The sequence below is a fragment of the Streptomyces sp. HPF1205 genome (genome assembly GCF_020400825.1).
Lineage (GTDB): Bacteria > Actinomycetota > Actinomycetes > Streptomycetales > Streptomycetaceae > Actinacidiphila.
Genome location: NZ_JAINVH010000031.1, coordinates 1 through 26,285, shown reverse-complemented (window position 1 = coordinate 26,285; position 26,285 = coordinate 1). Strand labels below are relative to the sequence as shown.

General features: G+C 73.3%; 28 protein-coding genes. 19 read left to right on the top strand and 9 right to left on the bottom strand.

Translation table 11 applies throughout. The features are described from left to right. Genes K7G61_RS27860 through K7G61_RS27850 form a run of 3 tightly spaced genes read right to left on the bottom strand, consistent with a single transcriptional unit; the run spans position 1 to position 4,750 of the window. Positions 1–1,392, bottom strand: coding sequence for an O-antigen ligase (locus K7G61_RS27860; RefSeq protein ID WP_225849766.1), 1,392 nt, complete (start codon positions 1,390–1,392; stop codon positions 1–3). Then, positions 1,392–3,125: an exopolysaccharide biosynthesis polyprenyl glycosylphosphotransferase gene (locus K7G61_RS27855; RefSeq protein WP_225849765.1), complete on the bottom strand. Its 1,734-nt coding sequence runs from the start codon at positions 3,123–3,125 to the stop codon at positions 1,392–1,394. The genes K7G61_RS27860 and K7G61_RS27855 overlap by 1 nt, the downstream gene beginning before the upstream one ends. Next, a complete protein-coding gene (locus K7G61_RS27850) occupies positions 3,122–4,750 on the bottom strand; it encodes a glycosyltransferase (RefSeq protein ID WP_374204262.1) in 1,629 nt (542 codons plus the stop codon). The genes K7G61_RS27855 and K7G61_RS27850 overlap by 4 nt, the downstream gene beginning before the upstream one ends. A 219-nt stretch (positions 4,751–4,969) precedes the next feature. Between K7G61_RS27850 and K7G61_RS27845 the strand changes: the two genes are divergently transcribed. The 5 genes from K7G61_RS27845 (at position 4,970) to K7G61_RS27825 (ending at position 8,123) form a co-directional block, all read left to right on the top strand. Beyond that, positions 4,970–5,380, top strand: a complete 411-nt coding sequence (locus K7G61_RS27845) for a rodlin (protein WP_225849826.1) — start codon at positions 4,970–4,972, stop codon at positions 5,378–5,380. A 300-nt stretch (positions 5,381–5,680) separates the two neighbouring features. Next, positions 5,681–5,926, top strand: coding sequence for a chaplin (locus K7G61_RS27840; RefSeq protein ID WP_225849764.1), 246 nt, complete (start codon positions 5,681–5,683; stop codon positions 5,924–5,926). A 132-nt stretch (positions 5,927–6,058) separates the two neighbouring features. Beyond that, positions 6,059–7,108 (top strand): chaplin, encoded by a 1,050-nt coding sequence (locus tag K7G61_RS37075; RefSeq protein WP_225849763.1) that lies wholly within the window; start codon positions 6,059–6,061, stop codon positions 7,106–7,108. 121 nt (positions 7,109–7,229) lie between these two features. Beyond that, entirely contained in the window at positions 7,230–7,574 is a 345-nt protein-coding gene (locus tag K7G61_RS27830; protein ID WP_225849762.1) for a hypothetical protein, read from the top strand. A gap of 141 nt (positions 7,575–7,715) precedes the next feature. Next, positions 7,716–8,123, top strand: a complete 408-nt coding sequence (locus K7G61_RS27825; protein WP_225849761.1) for a rodlin — start codon at positions 7,716–7,718, stop codon at positions 8,121–8,123. 77 nt (positions 8,124–8,200) lie between these two features. Here K7G61_RS27825 and K7G61_RS27820 read toward each other — a convergent pair whose 3' ends face one another. Together K7G61_RS27820 and K7G61_RS27815 are read right to left on the bottom strand one after the other, a co-directional pair. Beyond that, entirely contained in the window at positions 8,201–8,722 is a 522-nt protein-coding gene (locus K7G61_RS27820; RefSeq protein WP_225849760.1) for a MarR family winged helix-turn-helix transcriptional regulator, read from the bottom strand. A gap of 118 nt (positions 8,723–8,840) precedes the next feature. Then, the gene (locus tag K7G61_RS27815; protein WP_225849759.1) at positions 8,841–9,263 is read right to left on the bottom strand and encodes a molybdopterin-binding protein; all 423 of its coding nucleotides are present in this window, start codon (positions 9,261–9,263) and stop codon (positions 8,841–8,843) included. Between the two features lie 38 nt (positions 9,264–9,301). On the opposite strand from K7G61_RS27815, the gene K7G61_RS27810 reads away from it, so the two are divergent. The 11 genes from K7G61_RS27810 (at position 9,302) to K7G61_RS27760 (ending at position 19,962) form a co-directional block, all read left to right on the top strand. After that, positions 9,302–9,526, top strand: a complete 225-nt coding sequence (locus K7G61_RS27810; RefSeq protein WP_225849758.1) for a hypothetical protein — start codon at positions 9,302–9,304, stop codon at positions 9,524–9,526. A gap of 224 nt (positions 9,527–9,750) precedes the next feature. Then, on the top strand, positions 9,751–10,728 hold the full coding sequence (locus tag K7G61_RS27805) for an aldo/keto reductase (protein ID WP_225849757.1): 978 nt from the start codon (positions 9,751–9,753) through the stop codon (positions 10,726–10,728). 139 nt (positions 10,729–10,867) lie between these two features. Continuing rightward, the gene (locus K7G61_RS27800; RefSeq protein WP_225849756.1) at positions 10,868–11,875 is read left to right on the top strand and encodes a CoxG family protein; all 1,008 of its coding nucleotides are present in this window, start codon (positions 10,868–10,870) and stop codon (positions 11,873–11,875) included. A gap of 19 nt (positions 11,876–11,894) precedes the next feature. Then, the gene (locus tag K7G61_RS27795) at positions 11,895–12,692 is read left to right on the top strand and encodes an aldose 1-epimerase (RefSeq protein WP_225849755.1); all 798 of its coding nucleotides are present in this window, start codon (positions 11,895–11,897) and stop codon (positions 12,690–12,692) included. Positions 12,693–12,894: 202 nt separating this feature from the next. Next, the gene (gene pyrE / locus K7G61_RS27790) at positions 12,895–13,437 is read left to right on the top strand and encodes an orotate phosphoribosyltransferase (protein WP_225849754.1); all 543 of its coding nucleotides are present in this window, start codon (positions 12,895–12,897) and stop codon (positions 13,435–13,437) included. Between the two features lie 193 nt (positions 13,438–13,630). Next, positions 13,631–14,653, top strand: a complete 1,023-nt coding sequence (gene fbaA / locus K7G61_RS27785) for a class II fructose-bisphosphate aldolase (RefSeq protein WP_225849753.1) — start codon at positions 13,631–13,633, stop codon at positions 14,651–14,653. Between the two features lie 260 nt (positions 14,654–14,913). Further along, positions 14,914–15,327, top strand: a complete 414-nt coding sequence (locus K7G61_RS27780) for a DUF3151 domain-containing protein (RefSeq protein WP_225849752.1) — start codon at positions 14,914–14,916, stop codon at positions 15,325–15,327. Positions 15,328–15,816: 489 nt separating this feature from the next. Beyond that, positions 15,817–16,608 carry a DUF3152 domain-containing protein gene (locus tag K7G61_RS27775; protein ID WP_225849751.1) on the top strand — a complete coding sequence of 264 codons (792 nt, stop codon included), beginning with the start codon at positions 15,817–15,819 and terminating at the stop codon, positions 16,606–16,608. A 158-nt stretch (positions 16,609–16,766) separates the two neighbouring features. Then, the gene (locus K7G61_RS27770; RefSeq protein WP_225849750.1) at positions 16,767–17,603 is read left to right on the top strand and encodes a tryptophan 2,3-dioxygenase family protein; all 837 of its coding nucleotides are present in this window, start codon (positions 16,767–16,769) and stop codon (positions 17,601–17,603) included. Next, positions 17,596–18,906 (top strand): kynureninase, encoded by a 1,311-nt coding sequence (gene kynU / locus K7G61_RS27765; RefSeq protein ID WP_225849749.1) that lies wholly within the window; start codon positions 17,596–17,598, stop codon positions 18,904–18,906. Before K7G61_RS27770 ends, kynU begins: the two co-directional genes overlap by 8 nt. Positions 18,907–18,909: 3 nt before the next feature. Beyond that, positions 18,910–19,962, top strand: coding sequence for a S9 family peptidase (locus tag K7G61_RS27760; RefSeq protein WP_225849748.1), 1,053 nt, complete (start codon positions 18,910–18,912; stop codon positions 19,960–19,962). Positions 19,963–20,062: 100 nt separating this feature from the next. Here the strand turns inward: K7G61_RS27760 and K7G61_RS27755 are convergent, their stop codons facing one another. Further along, positions 20,063–20,737 carry a Crp/Fnr family transcriptional regulator gene (locus K7G61_RS27755; RefSeq protein WP_225849747.1) on the bottom strand — a complete coding sequence of 225 codons (675 nt, stop codon included), beginning with the start codon at positions 20,735–20,737 and terminating at the stop codon, positions 20,063–20,065. Positions 20,738–20,913: 176 nt separating this feature from the next. Here K7G61_RS27755 and nth point away from each other — a divergent pair, with 176 nt between their 5' ends. The 3 genes from nth to K7G61_RS27740 all read left to right on the top strand — a co-directional run bounded on the left by nth (position 20,914) and on the right by K7G61_RS27740 (position 24,058). Beyond that, entirely contained in the window at positions 20,914–21,765 is an 852-nt protein-coding gene (nth, locus tag K7G61_RS27750) for an endonuclease III (RefSeq protein WP_374204260.1), read from the top strand. Positions 21,766–21,937: 172 nt separating this feature from the next. Continuing rightward, positions 21,938–22,684 carry a CoA pyrophosphatase gene (locus K7G61_RS27745; RefSeq protein ID WP_225849746.1) on the top strand — a complete coding sequence of 249 codons (747 nt, stop codon included), beginning with the start codon at positions 21,938–21,940 and terminating at the stop codon, positions 22,682–22,684. 174 nt (positions 22,685–22,858) lie between these two features. Further along, positions 22,859–24,058 (top strand): MarP family serine protease, encoded by a 1,200-nt coding sequence (locus K7G61_RS27740; RefSeq protein ID WP_225849745.1) that lies wholly within the window; start codon positions 22,859–22,861, stop codon positions 24,056–24,058. Between the two features lie 37 nt (positions 24,059–24,095). Here K7G61_RS27740 and K7G61_RS27735 read toward each other — a convergent pair whose 3' ends face one another. From K7G61_RS27735 to K7G61_RS27725, 3 genes are all read right to left on the bottom strand, one after another. Continuing rightward, a complete protein-coding gene (locus K7G61_RS27735) occupies positions 24,096–24,278 on the bottom strand; it encodes a hypothetical protein (RefSeq protein ID WP_225849744.1) in 183 nt (60 codons plus the stop codon). A gap of 120 nt (positions 24,279–24,398) precedes the next feature. After that, positions 24,399–25,352, bottom strand: a complete 954-nt coding sequence (locus K7G61_RS27730) for an alpha/beta fold hydrolase (protein WP_225849743.1) — start codon at positions 25,350–25,352, stop codon at positions 24,399–24,401. Positions 25,353–25,522: 170 nt separating this feature from the next. Further along, complete coding sequence (locus K7G61_RS27725) at positions 25,523–26,005, bottom strand: phage holin family protein (RefSeq protein WP_225849742.1); 483 nt, start codon at positions 26,003–26,005, stop codon at positions 25,523–25,525. Between the last annotated feature and the right edge of the window lie 280 nt (positions 26,006–26,285).

Sequence of the window (26,285 nt, the reverse complement as noted above, 5' to 3'; positions counted from 1 at the left end):
TCACCGCCCACGCCCGTCGGCGGGGCCCTGTTCCCGGCCCTCTTCCGGGTGAAGCGCCCACCAGGCGGCGAGCCCGAGGACCACGGCGGTCAGGACGGTGGCGGGACCGCCGATGTCCGCGTAGAGGAAGTCGACGCAGGTCCACACCAGCAGCCCGACGGCGGCCAGGCCGACGCCGGGGCGCGAGCTCATGGGGGAGCGGCGCCGGGTGGGCGCCAGGCGGGTGGCGGCAAGCGCCAGCAGCCCCGCCCACGACCCGGTGAGCAGGGCGCAGCCCACCAGGCCCTGTTCCGCCAGGGCGAGCAGGTACATGTTGTGCGGCGACAGCAGCGGCTCGCGGACGAAGGACTGGCCCGCGCCCTCCGTGTCGCTCGCGGAGGACAGCGCCAAAGGGGCGTGCGCGTCGCGCTCCGCGGGGAAGCGCTTGAGGCCGACGCCCAGGGCGGGGTGCTCGCGCCACATCGACAGGGCGGCGCTCCACAGGGCGTAGCGGTCGGTGACGGAATGGTCGGGCGCGTCGGTGACCGCGGCGATGCTCGCCACCCGGTCGCCGATGAGCCGGGAGCCGGCGCCGAAGCCGCCGACCAGCAGCACGGCGCACATGCCGAGGACGGCGAGGACGCGTCCCGCCCGGCGCCGCCCCGCCAGGGGGATCACGGCGGCGCAGGCGACGGCCGTGGCGATCCATGTGCCGCGGCTGAAGGAGACGGCCAGGGGTACGAGGAGCGCGCCGGCGCACACCGCTGCCGCCGGCCCGACCCAGCGCGCCCGCGCACGCCCCTCGGGCGCCAGCGCGTAACCGGCGGCGATCACCAGCCCGTAGGCCACCACGGTCGCCATGCCCATGATGTCCGAGGGCCCGAAGGTGCCGACCGCCCTGACGTCGCGGCCCATGTACGAGGCACCGGTGCCGGTGGCGTACTGCCAGGTGCCGACCGCGCCCTGGAGGAGGGCGAGGACGACCACCGTGCCCGCGAGCACCCCGGCGTCGCGCCGATCGCGCAGCGAGAGCACTACGGCCACCGGCACGAGCACGAACACCTGGGCGTACCGCACGAAACCCGCGGCCCCGAGGCCGGGGGCCGGCGACGTGACCGCGGAGGCGGCGAAACCGATGAGGGGCGCGCCGAGGAGCGCCGCCGCCCGGGCGGTGAGCACGGGCTGCCGACGCGCGCGGACCAGGCGTACCGCGCAGGTCAGGACGAGGACGGCGGAGGCGGCGTCGGCGGGGGCGACCTTGCCCGCCGCATTGACGTCGCCCGGCGCAATAGGCGCGGCCAGCAGGAGAACGGTGGCCAGCGCGGGCAGCAGCGGCGCCAGCCGCCTTGCGGCCGACCCGCGCCGCCACCCGGCGGCGGGCGGAGCGGTTCGCGCGGCGACCGTGAGGACCATCAGCTTCCGCCGAGCCGGAAGACCGACCGGGCCGTCCGCAGCAGGATGACGACGTCCTGCCAGAACGACCACGTGTCGATGTAGTGGTTGTCGAAGCGTGCGCGGTCCGCGATGGAGGTGTCGCCGCGCAGCCCGTGCACCTGGGCGAGGCCGGTGATGCCGACGGGCACCCGGTGGCGGTCCTGGTAGCCGGGGTGTGCCTGGCTGAACCGCCGCACGAAGTACGGGCGCTCGGGGCGCGGACCGACCAGGCTCATGTCGCCGCGCAGCACGTTCCACAGTTGCGGCAACTCGTCCAGCGAGGTCCGCCGCAGGAACCGGCCCACCGCGCTCATCCGGCGGTCGTCGGCGATGGACCAGCGGGTGGCGGCCTCGTGCTCGTCGCGCGGCCGCAGCGTACGGAACTTCAGCAGGGTGAAGGGCCGCCCTCCAGCGCCGACGCGCTCCTGCCGGAACAGCACCCCCCTGCCGTCGCCGATCCGCACCGCCAGGGCGCATCCCAGGAGGACGGGCGCGAGGACGAGCAGCGCCGCGGCCGCCGCCAAGGCGTCCAGTGTGCGCTTGGCGATCCGGGCGCCGCCGCGTGAACCGCCGGGAGCCGGTGCCGGGTCCAGCGGGTGGCAGGCGAAGCCCCAGAGGTGCGCGGCGCGCGGCCACCGAGGGTTCGCGGCCGGTGGCGCGGTGGTCAGGTGCCACAGGCGGCACTCATGTGCGGCGAGTAGCCGCAGGGCGGCGCCGGCGCGGTGGTCCAGCCCTTCCGGGCCGACGACGAGGACGTGGCGCACGGTGTGGCGGTGGACGGCCCGGGCGAGGCCGCCGGGCGTGGTGAGGACGGGCAGGCCGTACTGGTCCTGGCCCGTGTCCGTGGCCGCGCCCGCCAGGAGGCCTGTGGCGACGCCCGGAGCGGCGCCGGTCGGGACGCCCGTAGGAGCGCCCGTGGCGGGGCCCGCGGGGGCTCCGGCGCTTCCGGTGGGGATCAGGCCGACCGGCCGCATGCCGTACTCGGGCCGGGCGACGAGGGCGGCCGCGACCTGCCCCGCGGAGGAGGCGGGGCCGACGACCAGTGCCGCGGCCGGGTGGCGGCGGCCGTACGAGCGGCGGATGCCGTACACCAGGGCACGCAGCAGGCAGGCGGTCAGGGACGTCACGGCTACCGCGGCGAGCAGGGTGGGCCAGGCCAGGGCGAGTCCCGGTGCGACGGCGGCGAGGCCGGCAGCGGCCGGCGCCCACGCGAGCGCAACCCGTGTCACGACCGCGGGCACCTCCTCCAGCGCGCCCGGCGCGAACCTGGTGCCGTACAGGCCCGCCCGCCGGTGCGCGAGCAGCAGGACGGCCACCACCGGGCCCGCGAGGTACGGCCCCGCGTCGGGCCCGACGGCGTAAGCCCCGCACAGGGCCGCCGCGCCGTCCATGGCGACCAGTGGCAACCCGACGCGCGGGGCGAGCCGCGGCCCGCGGGCCGCCGGGCGCCTGCCGAGTCCGCGGGGCGTGGAGGCGGCGGGGGACAGGGCGAGGGGCCGGAGCTCCTGGGGCGGTTGGGGCGGCTGGAGCGGCCGGGGTGTGGCGGCAAGGGAGCGGCGGGAAGAAGGCGGCGAGGTCGCGTCCGAGGGGACGGCGGGCGCCGCCTGGGCGGCGAAGGCCGGCGTCGCGGCAGAGGGCTGGTCCGGGCTCGCCGCCGTCGTGGGCGGAAGGGGCGCGGCCGGAGGCGGGACGCGGGTGGTGTCCCTGGTCATCGGAGGGCGGCCCTCTCCGGGCGGCCGGGCGCGGGGAGGCCGAGCAGGCCCGCGTAGAGCGCGGTCACGGCGGCGGTCGATCGTCGCAGGTCGTGCCGTTCGCGTACGTGCGCCAGCGCGCGCGCCCCCGCGGCGGTGCGCAACGCCGGGTCCGTCAACAGCCGCAGCAGGGCAGCCGCGAGGGCGTGCGCGTCGCCGATGGGTACGACGCACGCGGGCGCGTCTGCCGGTGGGAGGCACTCGCGCGCGCCCCCCACGTCCGTCACCACCACCGGCCGCCCGCAGGACATCGCCTCCAGCGGTGCCAGCGCCATGCCCTCCCAGCGGGACGGCAGGACGACGACGTCGGCCGCCCGGTACCAGGGCGCGGTGTCGTGCGCGGCGCCTGCCGTGATCACGCTCCCGGGCGCCTCGCGCGTCAGCCGTCGGCGGTCGGGGCCGTCGCCGACGAGGGCCAGCCGGGCCCGCGGCAACCGCGCGGTGACCTCGGGCCAGGCGCGCAGCAGGACGTCCTGGCCCTTCTGGCGGCACAGCCGGCCGACGCACACCACCAGTGGGGTGTCGGGGCCGACATCGCGGAGGGCGGGCAGAGCGGCGCGCAGGGCCGCGCGCCCCTGCCTGGCCTCGCGTTCGTCCCGTTCGTCCCGTTCGTCCCGGTCGGGGTGGTCGTCCCGGTCGTCCCGGTCATCCTGGCCATCCCGGTCGTGCCAGCCGGGCCGGTCGTCCCGGTCGTCCCGGACTTCTCGCGCCCTGGCGCCTCCGCTGTCCTCGCCGCCTTGGCGGTGCCCGTACTCCTCGCCGCCTTGGTGGCTTTCGCGGTCTTCGCATCCCTGGTGGCCGAAGACCGGCCCGAAGCCTGGCCCGGGGGCCGACCCCGGAGCCAGGCCGGGGTCCCGGCCCGGGGCGCCGACCGGCTCCGCGGGCGTCCCCGCCGGGGCGAATCGCGCGGTGTCGACGCCATTGGGGACGACGGTCCAGGCGCCGTGGATGCCGCTGGACTCCCCTGCCGCGCGCTCGGCGCGGCTGACGCACAGGAGGCAGTCGGACCAGTGGGCCGCGCGCCGCTCCCAGCGGAGCGCGGCGCGGGCGGTGAGGCCGCCGACGGCCTCGTACGACCAGGCGTGCGGCTGGAAGACGGTGGTCAGCGATCCCCTGGCCGCCAGGCGTCCGGCAAGGCCGGCCTTGGCGCTGTGCAGGTGGAGCAGGTCGGGGCGGACGGCCCTGATCAGGCGGCGGGCGGTGCGCACCTCGCGGACCAGGCCGGGGCCCGGCGAGCGGCGGGCGTCCCACCGTACGACTTCGGCGCCGGCGCGGGCGGCGGCCCGGGGGAGGGTCTCCGGACGGTGGAGCGGCTGGATCCCCGGACGGTCCCGGAGCGCGTCCGTGGGCGCGTCCCAGGGCGCTTCCCGGGGCGCGTCCCGGGATCGGTCGGGCTCGGCGTGCGCGGGCTCGCGGATCGGACAGGCGACCACGACGCGCGCGCCGGCGCGTACCTGGGCGCGTACGAGATCGGTGACGACACGGGCCACGCCGCCCTCGACGGGCTGCGTCATGTGGAGCACCGTCAGCCCGGCGAGGGCGGAGTGGTTGTGCGGCATCGCGCCGTTCTCGCTTTCCTGGATCACCGCGAAACAGGAATGCACGCTGGCACGCTCCGGGCTGTAAATCACGTAAGACGCGCGCAGGCTACGCCTATCGGGATCTTGTATGACTATCCGAATAGCGAAGCTGACGAAGCGTCAATCGGTCTCCATTCGAGTGAAGTTCCATTACCGATGGCCTGTCGCGCGGTTGGTCAGTTCAACCCTGGTACCGGGGCAATGTCTCTTCAGAAGGACCCCACCGTGATCAAGAAGATCTTCGCCACGGCGGCAGTCGCCGCCTCCATCGCAGGCGTGTCGGCCTCGGTCGCCCCGTCAGCCATGGCCATCGGCAACGACGGCGGGACCACCACCGCGAATGGCAACGGTTCCGCGCAGTACTACGGCAACACGTACACCAGCGGCTACATGAGCCCGCAGTTCGCGCTCATCGCCGGCTCGCTCAACAAGCCGTGCATCGCCCTGCCGGCCAAGGCCAACATCGGGTCGCTCCTCGGGGTCGTCCCGATCAGCATCCAGGACCTCAACATCCTGTCCTCGCCGCAGAACCAGCAGTGCACGGAGAACTCCACCCAGTCCAAGGGCGACGAGCCGCTCTCGCACCTGCTGGACAACATCCCGATCCTGTCCGGCAACGGCGCGCACAACCACTGAGCCACGGTTCCGCTCCCTGGGCGCGGCCCCGGTCCTCCGAAGCTTTTCGGGCGGCCGGGGCCGCGGCCGTTTTCCCCCGTCACCCTTCCGTTTCTCTCGTGCCCCGGGCGGCTGCCCGCCCGGCGGTTGTCCACCGTCCATTCGGGTGGATAGTGACCGGCTTCCCTCGCTGGGGAGTTGCCTCTGATCGCGGCCGTCGTTAGCCCGGCGGTAGCGGTGTTCACGGACACGGAGGTACGTGGCCGGCCGGCGCGAGAGTCGTGGCGGTGTCAGGCGCCGCTAGGAAAAGGGAGTTCTAACGTGAAGTACTCGAAGGTCGCCGCCGTCGCCGCCGGAACCATGATCGCGATGGGGGCCGCCGCCCCGGCGTTCGCCGACGCGGGTGCGGCGGGTGCCGCCGTGCACTCCCCGGGTGTGCTGTCCGGCAACCTCGTCCAGATTCCGATCCACCTCCCGGTCAACCTGTGCGGAAACACCGTCGACGTCATCGCACTGCTCAACCCGGCGTTCGGTCAGACCTGCGTCAACGCGAGCACCAGCCACTGACGTCGGCCCCGAGCGGTCCGGGTCCGACCGGGACCGACCGCCCCGGGGCGCCGGGACGCGCGCCGGGGCGGTGCGTCGTCGAGTCCAGCCGGGCAGCAACCTGTGCGGCAATCCCCATCGGAGAAAGAGTCGATGCGACAGATCCTGAGCCGGAGCATGCTCACCGTCGCTGCCGCGAGCAGCATCCTCGCCGTGACGGGCGGGTACGCGACCGCCGATTCCGACGCCCAGGGCGGTGCCGCCGACTCCCCTGGCGTACTGTCCGGCAACAGCATCTCGGCCCCCATCGAGGTGCCCGTGAACGCCTGCGGCAACACGGTCGACGTCATCGCCGCGGCCAACCCTGCGTTCGGCAACAACTGCGCCAACGTCTCGCACTCCCGGCACTCCGGTGCGCAGGCGGGCTACGGAACGGCCGCCCCCCAGGCGTCCGGTTCCGAGGGCTCACCGCTGCACACGTCGTCCGGGCACCGGCCGGACACGCACACGTCGGGGGCACAAGGCTCAGGGACGCGCATCCCGGCGGGGTACGGGGCGGACACGCACGCGCAGTCCACGCACGCCCACGCCACGCACGCCCACAGCACCCACGCCCACAGCACCCACGCCCATGCCGCGGCCGGCACGAGTGCGAGCGGCCCTGCCGGGCGCGGCGCTCCTGCCGCGCGGGGCACGGGGGTGAGCGGCGCCCGTGGTGAAGGCGGCGCCGAAGGCTCGCCGGGAGTCGGTTCGGGCAATTCCCTGGACGTGCCCGTGCACGCTCCCGTCAATGCCTGCGGAAACACCGTGGACGTCATCGCCCTGCTCAATCCGGCGATGGGCAATTCCTGCGCCAACGGCTCGGCGGATTCCTCGGTGAGCGCTCCCCGGCCGACGCCCGGCCGTCCGCCGCAGGGCCCGGCCGCCCCGCCCGCACAACCGCCGGCCCAGCCGCCCGCCGCCAACCCGGGTGGGCCGAACATGCCGGTCAGCGTGCCGGTGGCGGACCAGGAGGCACCCCCGCGGGTGGTCCCGGACAGCACGCCTGTGGCCCACGAGCCGTACGGCGGCGAGTCCCAGCTCGCCTACACCGGTATGGACGGACGTGAGGTGGGCGCGGCCGGGGCCGCCGGTGTGGGGCTGCTGATCGGCGGCGCCCTCCTTTACCGGCGGGCCGGTCGGGCCATGAGGCGCATTCGCTGAATGGAGTCGTTCGGGTGATTGTCCGGACGGCTGTTAACTCGTCGTTTCCCTTGCCACTCGCGGTCGTTGTCCTTGTCGGAAGGCTCGGAAGATCTGGGCGTCAGCTACGAAAGGGTGGCAAGTGAAGTACTCGAAGGTCGCAGTGGTCGTGGCCGGCTCCGTCATGGCGGTCGGCGTGGGCGCGCCCGCCTTCGCCGACAGCGGCAGGAGCCCGGTGGCGACCAGCATCAACGGCGGCGTCGACGAACTGCTCGCTCAGCAGCCGCTGGAGAAGGCCGTCGACGGGACCCATGTCGACGGCGCGCTCGGAACCGTCAGCAAGGCCGCCCAGAACCTCCAAGGCAATTCCGGCGCCGGCGCCCTGCTGGGCCAGGCCGCGGGCGCCGCCAAGGGCGTACTGCCCTCCCTGCTCGGCGGTCTCCCGGTGACGTCGCTGCTCGGCGGCGGTCTCCCGCTCGCCGGCTGACCACCTCCGCGCACCGCTCCGCCGGATCCGTCCGGTCACCCGTCGGAGTGAAACGCCGGAACTAAACCCCTTGTGAGCGGTTGATCAGATCGCTCCTGACCTTCCAGAACCGTGCATTCAGGCACCAAAAAAGGGACAACAATGATCAAGAAGATGCTCGCCGGCGCCGCACTCGCCGCCTCGGTCGTCGCCGTCGGCGCCACCGCCTCCCCGGCCATGGCGATCGGCAACGACGACGGCAACACCACGGTGAACGGCAACGGTGCGGTGGCCGCCTACGGCAACACCGCGACCGGCGGCACCCAGAGCCCGCAGATCGGTCTGGTCCAGGGCACGCTGAACAAGCCGTGCATCGGCCTGCCGGTCAAGGCCAACGTGGGCTCGCTGATCGGCCTCATCCCGGTCACCGTCCAGGACATCAACGTCCTGTCCTCGCCGCAGAACCAGCAGTGCACCGAGAACAGCAGCCAGATCAAGCGCGACGAGCCGCTGTCGCACATCCTGGACAGCATCCCGGTCCTGTCCGGCAACGGCGTCGCCAACAGGTGATACCCCGCCCTCTCGCGGGCCGTCGGCCTCCCCCCTGCCGGCGGCCCGCTTTCGCGTGCCCGGGGCCCGTCCGGCGCTCACGGGCCCGGTGCGGCCGTGGCCTGTCCGGGCCGCGCCGCCGACCTGCCCCGTACGGCGTCGAAAGCGGCGGGCAGGGCCGGGCCGGCCGCCAGCCGGGTCAGAAGCCGGTGAAGCATCCGCCGGTCGGCGGCACTCAGGTCGGCGAGCGCGTGATCACCGAGCCGCTGGAGCCGGCCGTTGACGGCGGTGAGTGCCCTGAGCCCCGAGTCCGTGGCGGCCACGACGCACCGGCGCCTGTCCAGCGGATCGCGCGCCCTGGCCGCGTAGCCCCGCTGCTCCAGGTCGTCCAGGCTGCTGACCATCGTGGCCGGGTCGATCCGCAGATATGTGCCGAGCGCCAGTTGCGCGGTCGGGCCGTTGTCCGCGAGGGCCTGCAGCACGCTGTAGTGGCGCACCCGCAGGCCCAGTACGCCCAGCCCGTCCTCGCACAGCCGGAACGCCGCCTGCCCCAGCCGCAGCAGCAGGCAAACCGTATGATCCGCCGCCGACCCCGCCACCAGCGGTTGCCCCTCTGGCATCGCTCACCCCGCCCTTCATGCCGCCCCTGCTCTCCGGATACCCATTGATGACTGTGGGTAATCATTCGATGCGTTGGGTAGCCGGGTGCCGGCGTGCGGGTGGGTGGGGCGCCCTGGTTCAGATCGCCTCGAGGGAGACCTCGGTCGACTTGACCAGGGCCACCACCGGCGAGCCCTCGGTCAGCATCAGGTCCTCGACCGCCTCCTTGGTGACGACCGAGGTCAACTCGGCTCCCGCGACACTCACCTTCACGGAGGCCATCACCGCGCCGAGTGCGATGGCCTCGACGGTGCCGGCGAGCTGGTTGCGGATGGTGACACCGCTGACGGGCGCGGTGGCCAGGGCGACCTCCGTCGACTTCACCAAAGCGGTCACCGGGGTGCCGGCGGTGAGACCGAGCTCCTGGGCGGCCTCCAGGGTGATCGCCGCGACCAGTTCCTGACCGCCGCCCAGGCGGGTCTTCACCGCGGCCATGACCGCGCCCCTGGTGACGCTCTCGACGGTGCCGGACAGCCGGTTGCGGATGCTCAGGTTGTTCATGGCGGGCCACCCAAAGGTCGGCGTACGGCGGACCTCGCGTGGTCGATGCGACCGCTTTGTCCGCGTATGGCGGCGTCTGTCAGCGGCAGCCTAGCCAACCGGCCGGGCCGGGGCGCGAACCCGCGACGGCGCGCCCCTCGCGCAGGGCACGGGCGGGGCTGCGGCTGCGCCGCTCGGCCTATCGCGGCCGCAGGCCGTTCATCGCCGGCCCCGCGCGCTGGATCGACGGCCAGGTGATCTACGCCAACGGCGGCGTGTTCTGACGTCGGCGCCGAGTTTCCCCGGGGCCGGGCACGGTCCGCCTCCCCGTACCACCGCCCGGACAGCAGTCTCCCACCGGGAGCCACCCGGCGCCGGAATGCCCTGTGGACAACCGCGGCGACCTGTGGACAACTCGGCGCGCGTCGCCGTTGTGGGGGATCCTCGACGTCAGGAGACGGTTCGTCTCTGCGGGACACGCGAGCAGACCGAGAGGAAGCCGTCGTTCATGGTTGCTGAACCGGTGGTACCGGGCGGGGTGCCCGAGGGGATCGGGTTCGGGCTGGCAGCGGTGGGCCGCCCGGGGTACATCAACCTGGGCCGGGACCAGGACCTGCCGGCCGCGCGCGGGGTGGACGCGATGCGGGATCGGGCGCACGAGCTGCTGGATCACGCGTACGCGCACGGGGTGCGGTACTTCGACGCCGCCCGCTCGTACGGCAGGGCCGAGGAGTTCCTCGCGCAATGGCTCGCGACCGGTGGTGGCCGGGCGGACGCGGTCGTCGGCAGCAAGTGGGGCTACACGTACACCGCGAACTGGCGGGTCGACGCCGAGACGCACGAGGTCAAGGAGCACAGCGCGGCCACGTACGACCGCCAGCTCGCCGAGACCCGCGCGCTGCTCGACGGCCGGCTGAACCTGTACCAGGTGCACTCCGTCACCCCGGGCAGCCCCGTGCTCACCGACACCGCGCTGCAGCGCCGCCTTGCCGGGGCCGCCGCCGAAGGCGTTGTCGTGGGGCTGTCCACGAGCGGGCCGCGGCAGCACGAGGCGATCCGTGCGGCCCTGGACGTCGAGGTCGACGGCGAACCGCTCTTCCGCAGCGTCCAGGCCACCTGGAACCTCCTCGAACCCTCCGCGGGCCCCGCTCTGGCCGAGGCACACGCGGCCGGGCGGGTCGTCATCGTCAAGGAAGCCCTCGCCAACGGCCGCCTGGCCCGTCCCGACGCCGCCACGGCGGCCTACCTCGCTCCCGTCGCCGAACGCACCGGCGCTTCCTATGACGCGCTCGCCCTTGCCGCCGCCCTCCAGCAGCCTTGGTCGCGCGTCGTCCTTTCCGGCGCCGCGACCACCGCCCAACTGGCCTCCAATCTCCGCGCCGGCGAGGTCTCCCTCACCGCCGACGATGTCACCGGCCTCCTGGGCGCCCTTGCCGAGCCGCCGCAGACGTACTGGTCCCACCGCGCCGCCCTGCCCTGGGCCTGACGCGCCCGCGTCCGCGTCTGCGGCAGCCGCCGCATGTGTGCCCGGTCGGCGGCCACGCGTCGCGGCGTACACGCGGCGGGTGAAAAACCATGGGTCCGGACACGTCAAGGAAGCGCCGAGCATGGGTAGGCTCCGCCGCATGGAGCACGACTCATTCGTCCCGGTCCCCACCCCGCGCGTGCTGGCCGCCCTGCGGACCCCGGGCGCGGTCACCGCGAGTCTGCCCGGCTGGCAGCCCGACGCGGACGCGGGCGACGAGCCCCGGGGCCGGCTGCGGCTGCGGGTCGGCGGTTCGACGATCACGTACCGTGCCACAGTGGTCGTCTCCGGTGAGGGCCCGGTCTTCACCGTCCAGGCCGAGGGCACGGAGGTGCGCGGAAGCGGGGCGGTCACGGCGAGCGGCGAGGTCGAGGTGGTCGCCACCCGGACTCCCGAGCCCGGCACGACGGTTAGGTGGCGTGGGCGCGCCGAAGCCGTAGGACGTCTGACGTCCTACGAGGACGCCGTCGTCGCCGCGGCGGTCCGCCGCCTCCTGGACCGGTTCGCCGCCCAGCTCGGCGAGAACGCTCCCGAGGAACCGCCCGCCGAGGACCGGCCGCCGGCCGCCGCGCCGGGCCCCGTACCCGTACCCGACGCCGAGAATGCCGCGTCGGCAGGGGAGCCGCGACCGGAGGAGAACGAGGGCAAGGAAGAGAACGAGGGGCCGGAGCGGGAGGCCGCCGAGGCCGGCGAGGCCCCCGGGAATCCCGAGGCCCGCGAGGACGAGCCCGCTACGGGAGAGGCGCCGGAGAAGGAGCCCCCCTCAAAGGAGGCCGCTTCCTCCGAGGAGTCCGACGTCGTGGACGACCTCGGCGAGCCCTCGGAGGACTTGGAGGAGTTCGAGCTCGTGGAGGTCGAGGTGGAGGTCCCCGAGAGCGCGGCGGCGCTGGACGACCTCGTACCCCCGGCCGAGGCCGCGCACGCCAGGCGCACGATGATCGGGCGCAGCGCGGAGGAGGTGGACCACGCCCCGCCGCGCGGGCGGTACGCGCCGGTGCCGGCGCCACAGGCCGGGACGGGCGCCGCCCTGCGCTGGGCCGGTCCGGCTGCCGCCGCCTTGCTGGCATCCGCGGTGGTCGTCGGGCGCGTGCTGCGGCGTCGCAGGTGACGGCCGGTACGCTCGTGCCGTGGCGAACGAGAAGAAGCTGACGGCGGGCGACGCCGAACTGACCTTGCGGCCGGACCAGGGCTGCAGGATCGCCTCGCTGAAAGTCGGCGGGACCGAACTCCTGCGCCAGGGCGACAAATTCGGGGCCTTCATCATGGTGCCGTGGTGCGGCCGCACCGAGAACGGTGTGTTCCGCAACGGTGGCGTCACGCATCAACTGCCCGTCGACGCACCGCCGCACGCCATCCACGGCACCGGTCGGCACGCGGTCTGGCAGGAGGCGGCTCCCGCCACCGAGACCACAGCGGCCTACTACTACGACCTCGCGGACCCGTGGCCGTACCCGGGCCGTGTCACTCATACGGTGGAACTTGCGCCCCACTCGCTGAAACTGACGCTCAGCGTGGAGGCGACCGGCGACTCCTTCCCCGCGCAGGCGGGCTGGCACCCGTGGTGGCTGCGCAACCTCGGCCATGGCGGCCAGGACGTCGAGCTCACCTTCCGGGCGGGCTGGCAGGAGGAGCGCGGTAGCGACCACCTGCCGACCGGCAACCGCATCGATCCCGAACCCGGTCCGTGGGACGACTGCTTCGGCATGCCCGACGGCGTGGACGTCACGCTCACCTGGCCGGGTGAGATGCGGGTACGAGTGGAGAGCCCGTCCGAGTGGATGGTGGTCTACACCGAGCCCGCCGAGGCGGTGTGCGTGGAACCTCAGTCCGGGCCGCCCAACGGCCTCAACACCCTGCCGCGTCTGGTCACCCCCATCGACCCGCTGGAGATGACCACCACCTGGTCCTGGCAGCGCATCGGCTGAACCGTGGAGTGGCTGCGCGGCTGAACGGCTGCGTGGCTGCGCGGCTGCGTGGCTGCGCGGCTGAAGGGCTGCGCGGCCGGGCGGCACGGAGCCAAGAACCCAGGGCCGGGAGCCGGAGGTGCTGGTCAGGGAGCCGGGAAGCGGCAAGCGGCCCCTGACCAGCACGTCCGGCCAGGCCTGGCCCTCGGATAGTCTCGTGCGTATGAGCGACGACGTACGCGCTGCCCTGCTGCGGCACATCCAGGACAAGGCCGTCGTGCACGGCAAGGTGACCCTCTCGTCCGGGCTGGAGGCCGACTTCTACATCGACCTGCGCCGGATCACCCTGGACGGGGAGGCCGCGCCGCTCGCCGGACAGGCGATGCTCGACCTCACCGCCGACCTGGACTTCGACGCGGTGGGCGGGCTGACGCTCGGCGCCGATCCGGTGGCCACTTCGATGCTGCACGCGGCCGCCGCGCGCGGTCGGCGACTGGACGCCTTCGTGGTCCGCAAGGCCACCAAGACACATGGGCTGCAGCGCCGTATCGAGGGCACCGACGTCAAGGGGCGCCGGGTGCTCGTGGTCGAGGACACCTCGACCACCGGCGGTTCGCCGCTGACCGCGGTGGAGGCGGTACGCGAGGCGGGCGGCGAGGTCGTCGCGGTCGCGGTGATCGTGGACCGCGGCGCGGGCCCGAGGATCGCCGAGGAGGGCCTGCCGTACCTGTCCGTCTACTCCCTCGCGGACCTCGGCCTGGCTTGATCCGGCTCCGACCGATGCGGCCTGACCTGCGGTGACGCGGCCCTCGGGATGTTTCACGTGAAACACTCCGGGGGCCGCGGTATGTCCGACGTACGCCGAGGTGGTGTATCCGTTCGAGGATGGGAAGATGAGGGCGACGATGACGTCGCCCACGCCAGCACCACCACCCGCACACTCATGAGGAGCGGACACGATGCCCATCGCAACCCCCGAGGTCTACGGCGAGATGCTCGACCGGGCGAAGGCAGGCAAGTTTGCCTACCCGGCCATCAATGTCACCTCGTCGCAGACACTGCATGCCGCGCTGCGCGGCCTCGCCGAGGCGGAGAGCGACGGCATCATCCAGATCTCCACGGGCGGCGCGGAGTTCCTGGGCGGTCAGTACAACAAGGACATGGTGACGGGCGCGGTCGCCCTCGCCGAGTTCGCGCACATCGTCGCCGAGAAGTACCCGGTCACCGTCGCGCTGCACACCGACCACTGCCCGAAGGACAAGCTGGACGGCTACGTCCGGCCGCTGCTGAAGATCTCCCAGGAGCGCGTCGAGGCCGGTCGCAACCCGCTGTTCCAGTCGCACATGTGGGACGGCTCGGCGGAGAACCTGGACGACAACCTCGCTATCGCCAAGGAACTGCTGGCCGAGGCCGCCAAGGCCAAGATCATCCTGGAGATGGAGATCACCCCGACCGGAGGTGAGGAGGACGGCATCTCGCACGAGATCAACGACTCCCTCTACACCACCGTCGACGACGCCTTCCGTACCGTCGAGGCGGTGGGCCTGGGCGAGCAGGGCCGCTACCTGCTGGCCGCCTCCTTCGGCAACGTGCACGGTGTCTACAAGCCGGGCAACGTGGTGCTGCGGCCGGGCATCCTGAAGGAGCTGCAGGACGCCGTCGCCCAGAAGTACGGCAAGGCCAGCCCGTTCGACTTCGTCTTCCACGGCGGCTCCGGCTCGACCCTGGACGAGATCAACGAGGCGCTGGAGAACGGCGTCGTCAAGATGAACATCGACACCGACCTCCAGTACGCCTTCACCCGGCCGGTCGCGGACCACATGTTCCGCAACTACGACGGCGTGCTGAAGGTCGACGGCGAGGTCGGCAACAAGAAGACCTACGACCCGCGGGTGTGGGGCAAGGCCGCCGAGGCGGGCATGGCCGCGCGCGTGGTGGTCGCCGCGGAGAACCTGCGGTCGGCGGGCAACAAGCGCAAGTGAACGCACGCGGGTGACCGCGCGCGGCTGAACGCAGGCGGGTGAACGCAGGCGGGTGATCGCGCGCGGGCGGTGGCACGCACACCACCTCCCGGCCGCCCGGAAGGCGGGTTCGCGTCACGTTCCGGCACGTAACGAGGCCCCCGGCAACCTCTTGGGTTCGAGAGGTCCTCGCAACTCCCACAGATCGCGGGTGCTGCGAGGACCGCTGGAACCCAAGCTGCCGGGGGCCTCGCGCGTGCGCCTCGGGCAGACTGGAACCCATGGCCAATCACGAGAACCTGCTCGGGGGACCCGCCCCGACCCACCTGCCCGACGACCCGGAACCGCGTGAGCTGCTCGCCTCCGGCGCGGCTCCCGCCGAGGTCGCCGCGAAGTACCCGGCCTCCTCGCTGGCCTGGGCCCAGCTCTCCGACGACGCGTTCGAGGCGGGCCGGACCGTGGAGTCCTACGCGTACGCCCGCACCGGCTACCACCGCGGGCTGGACGCGCTGCGCCGGGCCGGCTGGCGCGGTCAGGGCCCCATCCCCTTCGAGCACGAGCCCAACCGCGGTTTCCTGCGCGCCCTGTACGCCCTGGGCCGCGCGGCCCAGGCCATCGGCGAGCAGGACGAGTACGAGCGCTGCACCGTCTTCCTGCGGGACAGCTCGCCGACCGCGGCCGACACCTTCGGCTGACGACGGGGGCGGGGGCTGGAGCTCCGACCGTCCGCCGCATCGCCGCACCGCCGTACCGGCGCCCGACCGTCCACCGCGACGGCCGGGCGCCGGTGCCTCGTCTCGTCCGCCGTCCGCGGTCCGCCGGGTCGCCGTCCTTCACATCGGCATGCCTGGGCCGCCTCCCGCAAAGCCGCGATCCGGCGATCCGGCACTTCCGCGTTCCGACACGTCCACTTGCCCCGACGCATCCCTGGACCTGGCCCTGCGCCCGGCCCTGGACCTGGACCTGGCCCTGGACTCGGCCCTGGACCTGGCACATCGTGCGTTCCCGGCGCGGTCGGCGGGCATTTGGCCTTACCACGCACTTGTGTGCGAGGGTGACTCCTGGTGCTCCTGCGCGGGAAGCCGCGTCGGAGCGCCGGTACCGCTCGCACATCCGCGCGCAGCACGGGAACGCCACGGGGACACGGGGGCGGCGGTTCCGGCTGCCATTGCCCAGGGGGAGCCTTGGCAGCACAGAACCGCTCGACGGGGGGCCGCCGCGCCGCGGCCGTACCGCTCGCACTCGTCGCGATGGTGGTGCTGGCCGGCGGCGCCGGATACGCCTGGCACGCCACCAAGCACACCGACGGGCCCGGGGGCAGCGACCACCGCGGCGCGTCGGGCGTCCCGGCGGACGGCAAGGGGTCCTCGGGCGACATCGGCTCTTCCACTGCTTCTCCGCCCGGCGGGGTCCCGGCCTCCGGCACCGGCCGCTTCACCACCGCGCCCGCGGCCGGGCGGGCGGTCGGACACGGCAGGGTCCGCCGCTACAAGGTCCAGGTGGAAGGCGGTATAGACCTGTCAGCTGGGTCCGCCGCGCGCGAGATCGCCGCGATCCTCGCCGACCCGCGCGGCTGGACCGCCGACGGGCACGACGCCTTCCAGCCGGTGTCCTCGGGGCCCGCCGACTTCGTGATCAAGATCGCCACGCCGGACACGGTGGACGCGATCTGCGGCGCCGCGGGGCTGGACACGGGCGGCGAGGTCAACTGCGACGTGGGCGCCACCGTGGTGGTCAACCTCAAGCGCTGGATGCTCGGCTCGCCGGAGTTCCGCGGCCCCATCCAGGACTACCGCGCCCTGATCATCAACCACGAGGTTGGCCACCGCATCGGGCACGGCCACGAGGGCTGCCCCGGTCGGGGCAAGCTCGCCCCGGTGATGATGCAGCAGATCAAGGGGCTGCACGGTTGCGTCGCCAACGCCTGGCCGTATGACCGCCGTGGCCGCTACATCCAGGGCCCGCCCGTCTCCTGAGCCCTCTCCGGGGCCACCCGCCGCGCGCACGGACTCGGCCGCTCCCCGTGACCGCCCGCGCCCGGCGTCGCCTCCTGCTGCCCTTGCCGGATCCCCCCGCCCCGGCAGATGATCGCGGCACAGCCCGGTGACCCCGGGCGCGCACCAGGAGGTAATGCATGTCCCACCACCCGACCGGCGAGGCGGCGACCCCGAACCTCGCGTTCGAGGGCACGACCCCTTACGAGGACTACGTGCAGGCGTCCGTCCTCACCCACTTGCAGCACCCGCTGTCCGACGATCCCGGCGAGATGGCCTTCCTGGTCACCACCCAGGTCATGGAGCTGTGGTTCACGCTGATCGTCCACGAGTGGACCACCGCCGCACGGGCGCTGCGGCAGGACGACCTGCCCACGGCCATGGCCGCGCTGCGCCGCAGCCTGCCTGAACTGGAGTCGCTCAACGCCTCCTGGAAACCGATCGCGCACCTCACCCCCGCTCAGTTCAACGCCTACCGCTCGGCCCTCGGCGAGGGCTCGGGCTTCCAGTCCGCCATGTACCGGCGGCTGGAGTTCCTGCTCGGCGAGAAGTCCGCCTCCATGCTCGTGCCGCACAGGGGCACCCCCGGCGCCCACGCCGAACTGGAGAAGGCGCTCACCGAACCCAGCCTGTACGACGAGGTGCTGCGGCTGCTGGCCCGCCGGGGCCTCGCGATCCCCGCCGAGGTGCTCGACCGCGACCCCGCCCTGAAGTACGAGCCGCACCCCGGTGTCGAGGCCGTCTGGCAGCAGGTCTACGCCGACCCGGACCAGGACTCGGACCTGATCCGCCTCGGTGAGATGCTCACCGACGTCGCCGAACTCGTCTGGCGCTGGCGCAACGACCACCTGGTGGCGACCCGGCGCGCGATGGGCGCCAAGCCCGGCACCGGCGGCTCCGCGGGGGTGGCCTGGCTGGAGAAACGCGCCTCCAAGAGCGTCTTCCCCGAGCTGTGGACGGCCCGCAGCCATGTCTGAGCCGATATCCCGCGCCACCCCTGCCCGCGCCACCCCTGCCCAGGCCACCCCCGTCGGCGCCACTCCCGCCCCGGCCGGGGAACGACTGGCCCGCCGGGCCGCCACGCTGGACGCCGGGGACCCGCTGGCTCCGGTGCGCGACAGGTTCGTGCTGGACGACGACACCGTCTACCTCGACGGCAACTCGCTGGGCGCCTTGTCCACCGGGGTGCTGCCGCGGCTCACCGACGTGATCACCCGGGAGTGGGGCCACCTGCGCATCCGCTCCTGGGAGGAGAGTGGCTGGTGGACGGCGCCGGAGCGGATCGGCGACCGGATCGCCCCGCTGGTGGGCGCCGGACCGGGCCAGGTCGTGGTGGGCGACTCGACCAGCGTGAACGTCTTCAAGGCCCTCGTCGCGGCCGTGCGCATGGCCCCGGAGGATCGCACCGAGATCCTGGTCGACGCGGCCACCTTCCCCACCGACGGTTACATCGCCGAGTCCGCGGCCCGGCTCACCGGCCGCACCGTACGGCCCGTGGCCGCCGGGGAGACGGCCGCCGCGGCCGGGCCCCGGACCGCTGCCGCCCTGGTCAACCACGTGGACTACCGCACGGGGAGGCTGCACGACCTGCCCGGGATCACCTCGGCGCTGCACGCGGCCGGCGCGCTCGCCGTGTGGGACCTGTGCCACAGCGCCGGCGCCCTGCCCGTCAGCCTCGACGCGGACGGCGTGGACCTCGCGGTCGGCTGCACGTACAAGTACCTCAACGGCGGGCCCGGCGCGCCCGCGTACCTCTACGTGCGCCGCGGGCTGCAGGCCCGGTTCGACTCGCCCCTGCCCGGATGGAACTCCCACGCCGATCCCTTCGGCATGGCTCCCGGCTACGCGCCCGGGGAGGGCGCGGTCCGCGGGCGGGTCGGCACTCCCGAGATGCTCTCGCTGCTCGCCCTCGACGCGGCCCTCGACGTATGGGACGGCGTGTCGATCGCCGACGTGCGTGCCAAGAGCCTGGCACTCACCGACTTCTTCCTGGAGTGCGTGGCCGCGCTCGTCCCGGCGGGACGCCTGCAGTCCGTCACCCCGGCCGCCCACGCCGCTCGCGGCAGCCAGGTGTCGCTGCGCTGCGCCGGCGCCGCCGGCGTGATGCGCGAACTGACCGCCCGCGGCGTGGTGGGCGACTTCCGCAGGCCGGATGTGCTGCGGTTCGGCTTCACCCCGCTCTACACACGGTTCGCCGACGCGCTGCGCGCCGCGCGCGTCCTGGCGGACGTACTCGGCGAGGCGACCGGCGAGACCCACCCGACGGAAGGGACCCCGTAACCGATGACCGCTGCCGACGCCCGCACGTCCACCGCGGGACCCGAGGCCGCCCCCGGCACCGAGGCGCCCGGCGGGCGGGCGGCGGCCGAGGAGGCCTCGGCGTTCGGCCACGCCCCGGTGCCGCCGGACGCCACCGAGGCGTACGGCAGCCACCCCGACCAGGTCGTGGACTTCTACCGGCCGCGCCGCCAGGCCGTGTCCGGCCGTCCGGCTCCCCTGGTGGCCCTCCTGCACGGTGGTGCCTGGCGGTCCGTGCACGACCGCGCTCACGTCTCCCCGCTCGCCGCCCACCTGGCGGCGCAGGGCTTCGCGGTGGCGTCCGTGGAATACCGCCGCGGCGCGCTCCAGGACGCCCAGGAACCACCCCGGTCCGCCGCGGCGCCGAGAGTCACCGGAAGGGGGCCTTCCGCCCGGCAGGAGGCCGCTGACGCCGCTGAAGCCGCAGAAGCCCCTGAAACCGCTGAGGCCTCTTCGCCGGCCCTTCCGCCCGCCGGGCGCTGGCCCGACACCTTCGACGACGTGGCCTCCGCCCTCGACGCGCTGCCCGACCTGGCCGTACGGGCGCTCGGCCGGGATGTGGCGGACCCCGGCCGGACCGTCGTCACCGGCCACAGCGCGGGCGGCCACCTCGCCCTGTGGGCGGCCGCGCGCCATGTGCTGCTCCCCGAATCCCCCTGGCACCGCCCTTCACCCCCTCCGTTCCGCGGCGTCGTGGCCCTCGCCCCGATAGCCGACCTCGCCTTGTCCGTCCGGCTGCGCGTCTGCTCCGGCGCGGTGCTCGACCTGCTCGGCGGCCCCGATCACCTCGAAGCACGCCTGCCCCACGCCGACCCGGCCGCGCTGCTCCCCACCGGAATCGCCACGACAATCGTGCACGGCACCACTGACAATGAGGTCCCGCCGCAGGTCAGCGAGGCTTTCGCACGCGCGGCAGCCGCGGCCGGCGAGGAGCCGACGGTGGCTTGGCTGTCCGCCACGGGCCACTTCCCGCTGATCGACCCGGCGGCCGCGGCGGTCACGGCCGTGGTGGACGAGATCGCCCAACTGGCCTGGTGACGTCGAAGGCCCCCCGCCGGCGGCGGGGGGCCTGTGGGCACGCGCGGGGGCGCGGGCAAGAGCCCGGCGGGTGTGACCCGCGGGGGCCGGACCGGCGGAGTCAGCGGCTCCGCTTGGCCAGCCGCTCGACGTCCAGGAGGATCACCGCACGGGCCTCCAGCCGCAGCCAGCCGCGGCCGGCGAAGTCCGCGAGCGCCTTGTTGACGGTCTCCCGGGACGCGCCGACCAGCTGGGCCAGCTCCTCCTGGGTGAGGTCGTGCACCACGTGGATGCCCTCCTCGGACTGCACGCCGAAGCGGCGGGACAGGTCCAGCAGGGCCTTGGCGACCCGGCCGGGCACGTCCGAGAAGACCAGGTCGGACATCACGTCGTTGGTACGGCGCAGGCGGCGCGCGACGGCGCGCAGCAGGGCGCCGGAGACCTCCGGACGCACGTTGAGCCAGGGCTGGAGGTCGCCGTGGCCCAGGCCCAGCAGCTTGACCTCGGTCAGGGCGGTGGCCGTCGCGGTGCGCGGGCCCGGGTCGAAGAGCGACAGCTCCCCGATCAGCTCGCCGGGTCCGACCACGGCCAGCATGTTCTCGCGGCCGTCCGGTGAGGTGCGGTGCAGTTTGACCTTGCCCTCCGTGACGACGTAGAGCCGGTCCCCGGGGTCGCCCTCGTGGAACAGCGAGTCGCCACGCGCGAGCGTGACCTCCGTCATGGAGGCGCGCAGTTCAGCGGCCTGCTCGTCGTCGAGCGCCGCGAAAAGCGGGGCACGGCGCAGAACGTCGTCCACGAGCTCTCTCCTTGTCGACATCGCCGGGTTTTCCCCATGATGCATGACGTCTCAAACAGTGCGATCAATCACAAGGATGTCTTATGTTGCCCGCGATCGTGCTCCGGGGGTCCGATTGGGCCGTCCGCTTCACGTGCGCGAGGGCGGACGTCGCGGTCCGGGCATAGGCTGGGCGGGTGTCAGAGACGCCGAGCGTGCAGAAGAAACGGGCGGCCAAGGCGCCCAAACGAGTGGCCGCCACTCCCGATTCCGCTGTGAGCGAACAAGCTCCTCCGGTGAGCCTGGTACGGCGCGCCCGCAGGATCAACCGCGCGCTCGCCGAGGTGTATCCGTACGCGCACCCGGAGCTGGACTACGAGAACCCCTTCCAACTCCTGATCGCCACGGTGCTGTCCGCCCAGACCACCGACCTGCGCGTCAACCAGACGACACCGGCGCTGTTCGCGAAGTACCCGACGCCCGAGGACATGGCCGCCGCGGATCCGTCCGAGCTGGAGCAGATCCTGCGGCCGACCGGTTTCTTCCGCGCCAAGGCCAGGTCGGTGCTCGGCCTGTCCGCCGCGCTGCGCGACGACTTCGGCGGTGAGGTGCCGGGGCGCCTGGAGGACCTGGTCAAGCTGCCGGGCGTCGGCCGCAAGACGGCCAACGTCGTGCTCGGCAACGCCTTCGGGGTGCCCGGCATCACCGTCGACACCCACTTCGGACGGCTCGCCCGCCGTTTCCAGTGGACCACCTCGGAGGACCCGGAGAAGGTCGAGCAGGACGTCGCCCGGCTGTTCCCCAAGTCCGACTGGACGATGCTCTCGCACCACCTGGTCTTCCACGGCCGCCGCATGTGCCATGCCCGCAAGCCGGCCTGCGGTGTCTGCCCCATCGCCCACCTGTGCCCCTCGGTCGGCGTGGGCGAGATGGACCCGGACAAGGCGCAGAAGCTGCTGAAGTACGAGAAGGGCGGTTTCCCAGGCCAGCGCCTCAAGCCGCCGCCGGACTACCCCGGGCAGCCCGCGCCGCCGCTCAGCGCCTCCTGAACGGCCACGGGGGCTCGTACCCTTCCCTCTCCCTCCGGGACGCCTCCTCGGATGCCGGCGGGAGTTTTCCACAGCCGCAGAAGATCGCCCGTGCGGGACGGGGGGCTGGATCTAAGCTGAACGGCATGGGGACGGACGGCGTGGCGGCGGATGTGACCGGGCTGGCGGCTTCATGACGCGCGGGAGCGGGCCGGGCGCAGGGGCGGAGGCGGCCGGCCAGGTGCGGGGAGGCGGCGGTCCGGCCCTTGGCGGTACGGGAGCGGACACGGTCCCGGTGCGCGCGGACGGGGTGCCCGCGTGGCTGGAGCCGGTGGCCGTTCTGGCCGACAGCGTGCGGCCGGAGCAGCTCAGCCGGTTTCTGCCGCCCGACGGGGAGGGCCGCCCGTCGGCGGTGCTCATCCTGTTCGGGGAGGGCGAACGAGGCCCTGAGCTGCTGCTGATCGAGCGCTCGGCGGCTTTGCGTTCGCACGCCGGGCAGCCGTCCTTCCCGGGCGGCGCCCTGGACCCCGAGGACGGTGACCCGGACGGCGACGGGCCGCTGCGGGCCGCCTTGCGCGAGGCGCGGGAGGAGACCGGTCTGGATCCGGCCGGGGTGCAGATCTTCGGTGTGCTGCCGCGGCTCTACATCCCGGTGAGCGGTTTCGTCGTCACGCCCGTGCTCGGGTGGTGGCGCGAGCCGAGTCCGGTCGGCGTGGTGGACCCGGCCGAGACCGCCCGGGTCTTCCGGGTGCCGCTGAGCGACCTGACCGACCCCGCCAACCGCGCCACCCTGATCCATCCCAGCGGCTTCCGCGGCCCCGCCTTCCTGGTCGAGGGCGCCCTGGTCTGGGGCTTCACGGCCGGCCTGATCGACAAGATCGTGCACTACGCGGGCTGGGAGCGACCCTGGGACCAGGACCGCACGGTGCCGCTGGCGTAAGGGGCGGGGCCTGCGGCGGCGGGTGCCGTGGGCCGCGGGCGGGTCGTGAGCGGCGGGCGGGTGCCGTGCGCGGCGCGCAGCGTTCCGCCGTGCGCCCCCGTTCCGCCGTGCGCGCGCCGTTGGGCGGGCCTGGACGGTGCGGTGCACACAAGCGGCCATGAGACCGTGTTCTCCGTGAACGCGCTGGACTTCCTGCTCATCCTCGCCGCTGTCTGGTTCGCCGTGGTCGGCTACCGGCAGGGTTTCGTCGTCGGCGTCATGTCCGTGATCGGCTTCATCGGCGGCGGCCTCGCCGCGATCTACCTCCTGCCGCCGCTCTGGGACAAGGCGACGAACTCGGCGACTCCCGGTTCGGTGGCCGTGATGTCGGCGGTGGCGATCGTCATCGTGTGCGCGTCGTTCGGCCAGGCGTTCACCACGCACCTCGGCAACAAGCTGCGTACCCACATCACCTGGTCGCCCGCCCGGGCCCTGGACGCGAGCGGCGGCGCGCTCGTCAATGTCATGGCGATGCTGCTCGTGGCCTGGCTGATCGGCAGCGCCCTGGCCACCACCACCCTGCCGACCATAGGGCGCGAGGTGCGCTCGTCCAAGGTGCTGCTCGGGGTGTCCCGGGTGGTGCCCGCGCAGGCCGACACCTGGTTCAACGACTTCAGCAACGCTCTCGCCCAGAACGGACTGCCCCAGGTCTTCGGCCCCTTCGGCTCGGAGCCCATCACCTCGGTGCCGCCGCCCGACCCCGCGCTCGTCCGCAGCGCCGTGGTCAGCAACGCCCGGCGCAGCATCGTCAAGGTCGTCGGCACCGCGCCGAGCTGCGGAAAGGTCCTGGAGGGCTCGGGCTTCGTGTTCGCCAAGGACAAGGTGATGACGAACGCCCACGTCGTCGGCGGAGTCTCCGAGCCGACCGTGCAGGTCGGCGGCAAGGGCAGGCTCCACGACGCCCGCGTCGTCGTCTACGACTGGCAGCGCGACATCGCGATCCTGGACGTGCCCGGCCTCGACGCGCCCCCGCTGCACTTCATCACCGGCAACGCGCGCTCCCGGGACGACGCCATCGTGGCGGGCTTCCCCGAGAACGGCTCCTTCGACGTCCGCGCGGCCCGCATCCGCGGCGAGATCGAGGCCAACGGGCCCGACATCTACCACCGCGGCACGGTCCACCGCGACGTGTACTCCCTGTACGCGACCGTCCGCCAGGGCAACTCCGGCGGCCCGCTGCTCACCCGCGACGGGCGGGTGGCGGGCGTCGTCTTCGCCAAGTCGCTGGACGACGCGAACACCGGATACGCGCTGACCGCCGCCGAGGTGCGCCCGGACGTGTCGGCCGGGGCCGGAGCGGACCAGAGGGTGGACAGCCAGGGATGCGCGCTCTGACGCGGCGGCGCCCCGGACGCCCCGGTCAGTCGGTTACTCAGTCCCTCACATGGCGCAATCGGGCACCCATCCATCGAGCCCGGCGGCTCAGGATGCGCGGAATTCCCAACCGGCTGTCCAGCACTTGCGCGGGCAGTGCCGTCTGCGCCACCTGACCCTCGCGGGTGGAGGCAGCGCGTCGATTGCGCGATACGTCACGGTAGTCGTGCGTCCAACCCATACCGACCAACGTGCCCTGACCGCGTGGTCGGTAATCGCCTTCGTGTCGTCCGATTGGCCTATGCGTCCGGCAATTTGACGCTTCATGCGATCGTCGTACGAGCGCCTGCGCGGGCCGGGCTCAGCGGTCGGGTTCGGGGTCCTTGAGCCAGTTGATCAGCTCGGTCGAGAACGCCACCGGATCCTCCTCGTGCGGGAAGTGGCCCAGACCGTCGAAAAGCCGCCAGCGGTACGGGGCCTCGACGAACTCGCCGCTGCCCGCCACGCTGCGGGTGCGTACGGCCGGGTCGAGCGAACCGTGCATCTGCAGGGTGGGCACGCGCACCGGCCGCTTCATCCGGCGGTTGAACTGCAGACCGTCCGGCCGGGCCATCGAGCGCACCATCCACCGGAACGGTTCGAGGGAGCAGTGGGCCGTGGACGGGATCTGCATCGCCCGCCGGTAGACGGCCACGTCCTCCTCGTCGGGCAGTCGCGGCCCGGACCACTCGTGGATGAGCTTGCCGACCAGCGCCGCGTCGTCCGCGACGAGTTGCCGCTCGGGCAGCCAGGGCCGCTGGAAGCCCCAGATGTAGCCGCCCGATTTGCTCTGCCGCAGATCGGTGAGCATCGTGCTGCGCCAGCGGCGCGGGTGCGGCATCGAACACACCGCCAGTCGCCGTACGAGCTTCGGCCGCATCGCCGCAGCCGTCCAGGCCAGGTAGCCGCCCAGGTCGTGCCCGACCAGCGCGGCGTCCGGCTCGCCCAGGGAACGGATGACGCCGGTGACGTCGAGGGCGAGGTTGCCGGGGTCGTAGCCCCGGGGCGTACGGTCGCTGCCGCCGACCCCGCGCAGGTCCATGGCCACCGCGCGGAACCCCGCGTCGGCGAGCGCCGTCAGCTGGTGGCGCCAGGTCCACCAGAACTGCGGGAAGCCGTGCAGCAGGAGAACCAGGGGGCCGTCGCCCATCTCCGCGATGTGGAAACGGGCGCCGTTCGCGGCCACGTCCCGGTGCGTCCACGGGCCTTCGAGCCGTGCGACGGATGTGCCCTTGCCGGCAGGGGCAGGGCTGTGCGACCCGGCGGGGAGGTTCATGCCCCGAGCGTGTCACATCTTCGCGCCGGTCGCCGGACCCGGGCCGGATCAGCCACTTTTCGGTCGCGTTCGGCTCGGGAACGGTCACCCCCAGGGCCGGGCTACGGCCCCGGCCCCGACTCCTACTCGAACCCCGTCACGACCCGAGCCTCGTCACGACCCGAACCCGGTCAGGACCCCGAACCCGTTCCCGAGGCGGTGGACGACGAGGCCGTTACCGCCGGCCGCGAGTCCTTGGGTTCGAGCTCACGCGGGTGCGGCTTGGCCTTCTGCAGTACGGCGGCGGTCTGCCTGGCCGAGGCGATGGAGCGTTCCGGCTTCTTCACCTTCTTGAAGCGCGTGTACCCGACCATGCCGACGACGACCGCGAGGAACACGTAGGCGCCGCACACGATGGCGAACGACCAGCCCAGGGTCACGCCGAGCGCGTGAATGCCGTACGCACAGGCGAAACTGAACATGGGTACGGCGAAGACGGCCAGCGCGAGTGCGGCCACGAAGGCGCCGCTGCCGACCGCCGCACGCTTGGCGTCCTGCCGCAGCTCCGCTTTCGCAAGGGCGATCTCGTCGTGCACCAGGGCGGACAGATCCGCCGTGGCGGAGGCGAACAGCTGGCCCAGGCTGCGTCCGTCACCGTTGTGGTCTGGGCTCATCGGTCCTCCGTCGTCGCGTCGTGTGACGTCGAGTGAAGTCGGGTCACGTCGAATGAATGGGTCAGGGTGGTCGAATCGGTCACCCCGATCATGCCTTACCGGGCGGTACCCTCGCCGCCGCCCCGGGCGGCTCGGGCGACTCGGGCAAGCCCGCGGCGTTCGGCGGACCCGGTGAACACGGCCGCGAGGTGCTGACGCGCTGTCATGCTCACCCGTTCGGGGAAGGGGCGCCCCGTGGAAACCGCCACCGGCCGGCGCCCCTCACCTCTCACTCCTTACC

Bases quoted from the DNA above. Each gene is read 5' to 3' on its own strand.
- kynU (WP_225849749.1), top strand. From the start codon at position 17,596: ATGTCTGAGCCGATATCCCGCGCCACCCCTGCCCGCGCCACCCCTGCC.
- K7G61_RS27745 (WP_225849746.1), top strand. From the start codon at position 21,938: ATGACGCGCGGGAGCGGGCCGGGCGCAGGGGCGGAGGCGGCCGGCCAG.
- K7G61_RS27780 (WP_225849752.1), top strand. From the start codon at position 14,914: ATGGCCAATCACGAGAACCTGCTCGGGGGACCCGCCCCGACCCACCTG.
- K7G61_RS27820 (WP_225849760.1), bottom strand. From the start codon at position 8,722: ATGCCAGAGGGGCAACCGCTGGTGGCGGGGTCGGCGGCGGATCATACG.
- K7G61_RS27825 (WP_225849761.1), top strand. From the start codon at position 7,716: ATGATCAAGAAGATGCTCGCCGGCGCCGCACTCGCCGCCTCGGTCGTC.
- K7G61_RS27815 (WP_225849759.1), bottom strand. From the start codon at position 9,263: ATGAACAACCTGAGCATCCGCAACCGGCTGTCCGGCACCGTCGAGAGC.
- K7G61_RS27855 (WP_225849765.1), bottom strand. From the start codon at position 3,125: ATGACCAGGGACACCACCCGCGTCCCGCCTCCGGCCGCGCCCCTTCCG.
- K7G61_RS27725 (WP_225849742.1), bottom strand. From the start codon at position 26,005: ATGAGCCCAGACCACAACGGTGACGGACGCAGCCTGGGCCAGCTGTTC.
- K7G61_RS27800 (WP_225849756.1), top strand. From the start codon at position 10,868: ATGGAGCACGACTCATTCGTCCCGGTCCCCACCCCGCGCGTGCTGGCC.
- K7G61_RS27770 (WP_225849750.1), top strand. From the start codon at position 16,767: ATGTCCCACCACCCGACCGGCGAGGCGGCGACCCCGAACCTCGCGTTC.
- K7G61_RS37075 (WP_225849763.1), top strand. From the start codon at position 6,059: ATGCGACAGATCCTGAGCCGGAGCATGCTCACCGTCGCTGCCGCGAGC.
- K7G61_RS27735 (WP_225849744.1), bottom strand. From the start codon at position 24,278: ATGGGTTGGACGCACGACTACCGTGACGTATCGCGCAATCGACGCGCT.
- fbaA (WP_225849753.1), top strand. From the start codon at position 13,631: ATGCCCATCGCAACCCCCGAGGTCTACGGCGAGATGCTCGACCGGGCG.
- K7G61_RS27860 (WP_225849766.1), bottom strand. From the start codon at position 1,392: ATGGTCCTCACGGTCGCCGCGCGAACCGCTCCGCCCGCCGCCGGGTGG.
- K7G61_RS27760 (WP_225849748.1), top strand. From the start codon at position 18,910: ATGACCGCTGCCGACGCCCGCACGTCCACCGCGGGACCCGAGGCCGCC.
- K7G61_RS27730 (WP_225849743.1), bottom strand. From the start codon at position 25,352: ATGAACCTCCCCGCCGGGTCGCACAGCCCTGCCCCTGCCGGCAAGGGC.
- K7G61_RS27805 (WP_225849757.1), top strand. From the start codon at position 9,751: ATGGTTGCTGAACCGGTGGTACCGGGCGGGGTGCCCGAGGGGATCGGG.
- pyrE (WP_225849754.1), top strand. From the start codon at position 12,895: ATGAGCGACGACGTACGCGCTGCCCTGCTGCGGCACATCCAGGACAAG.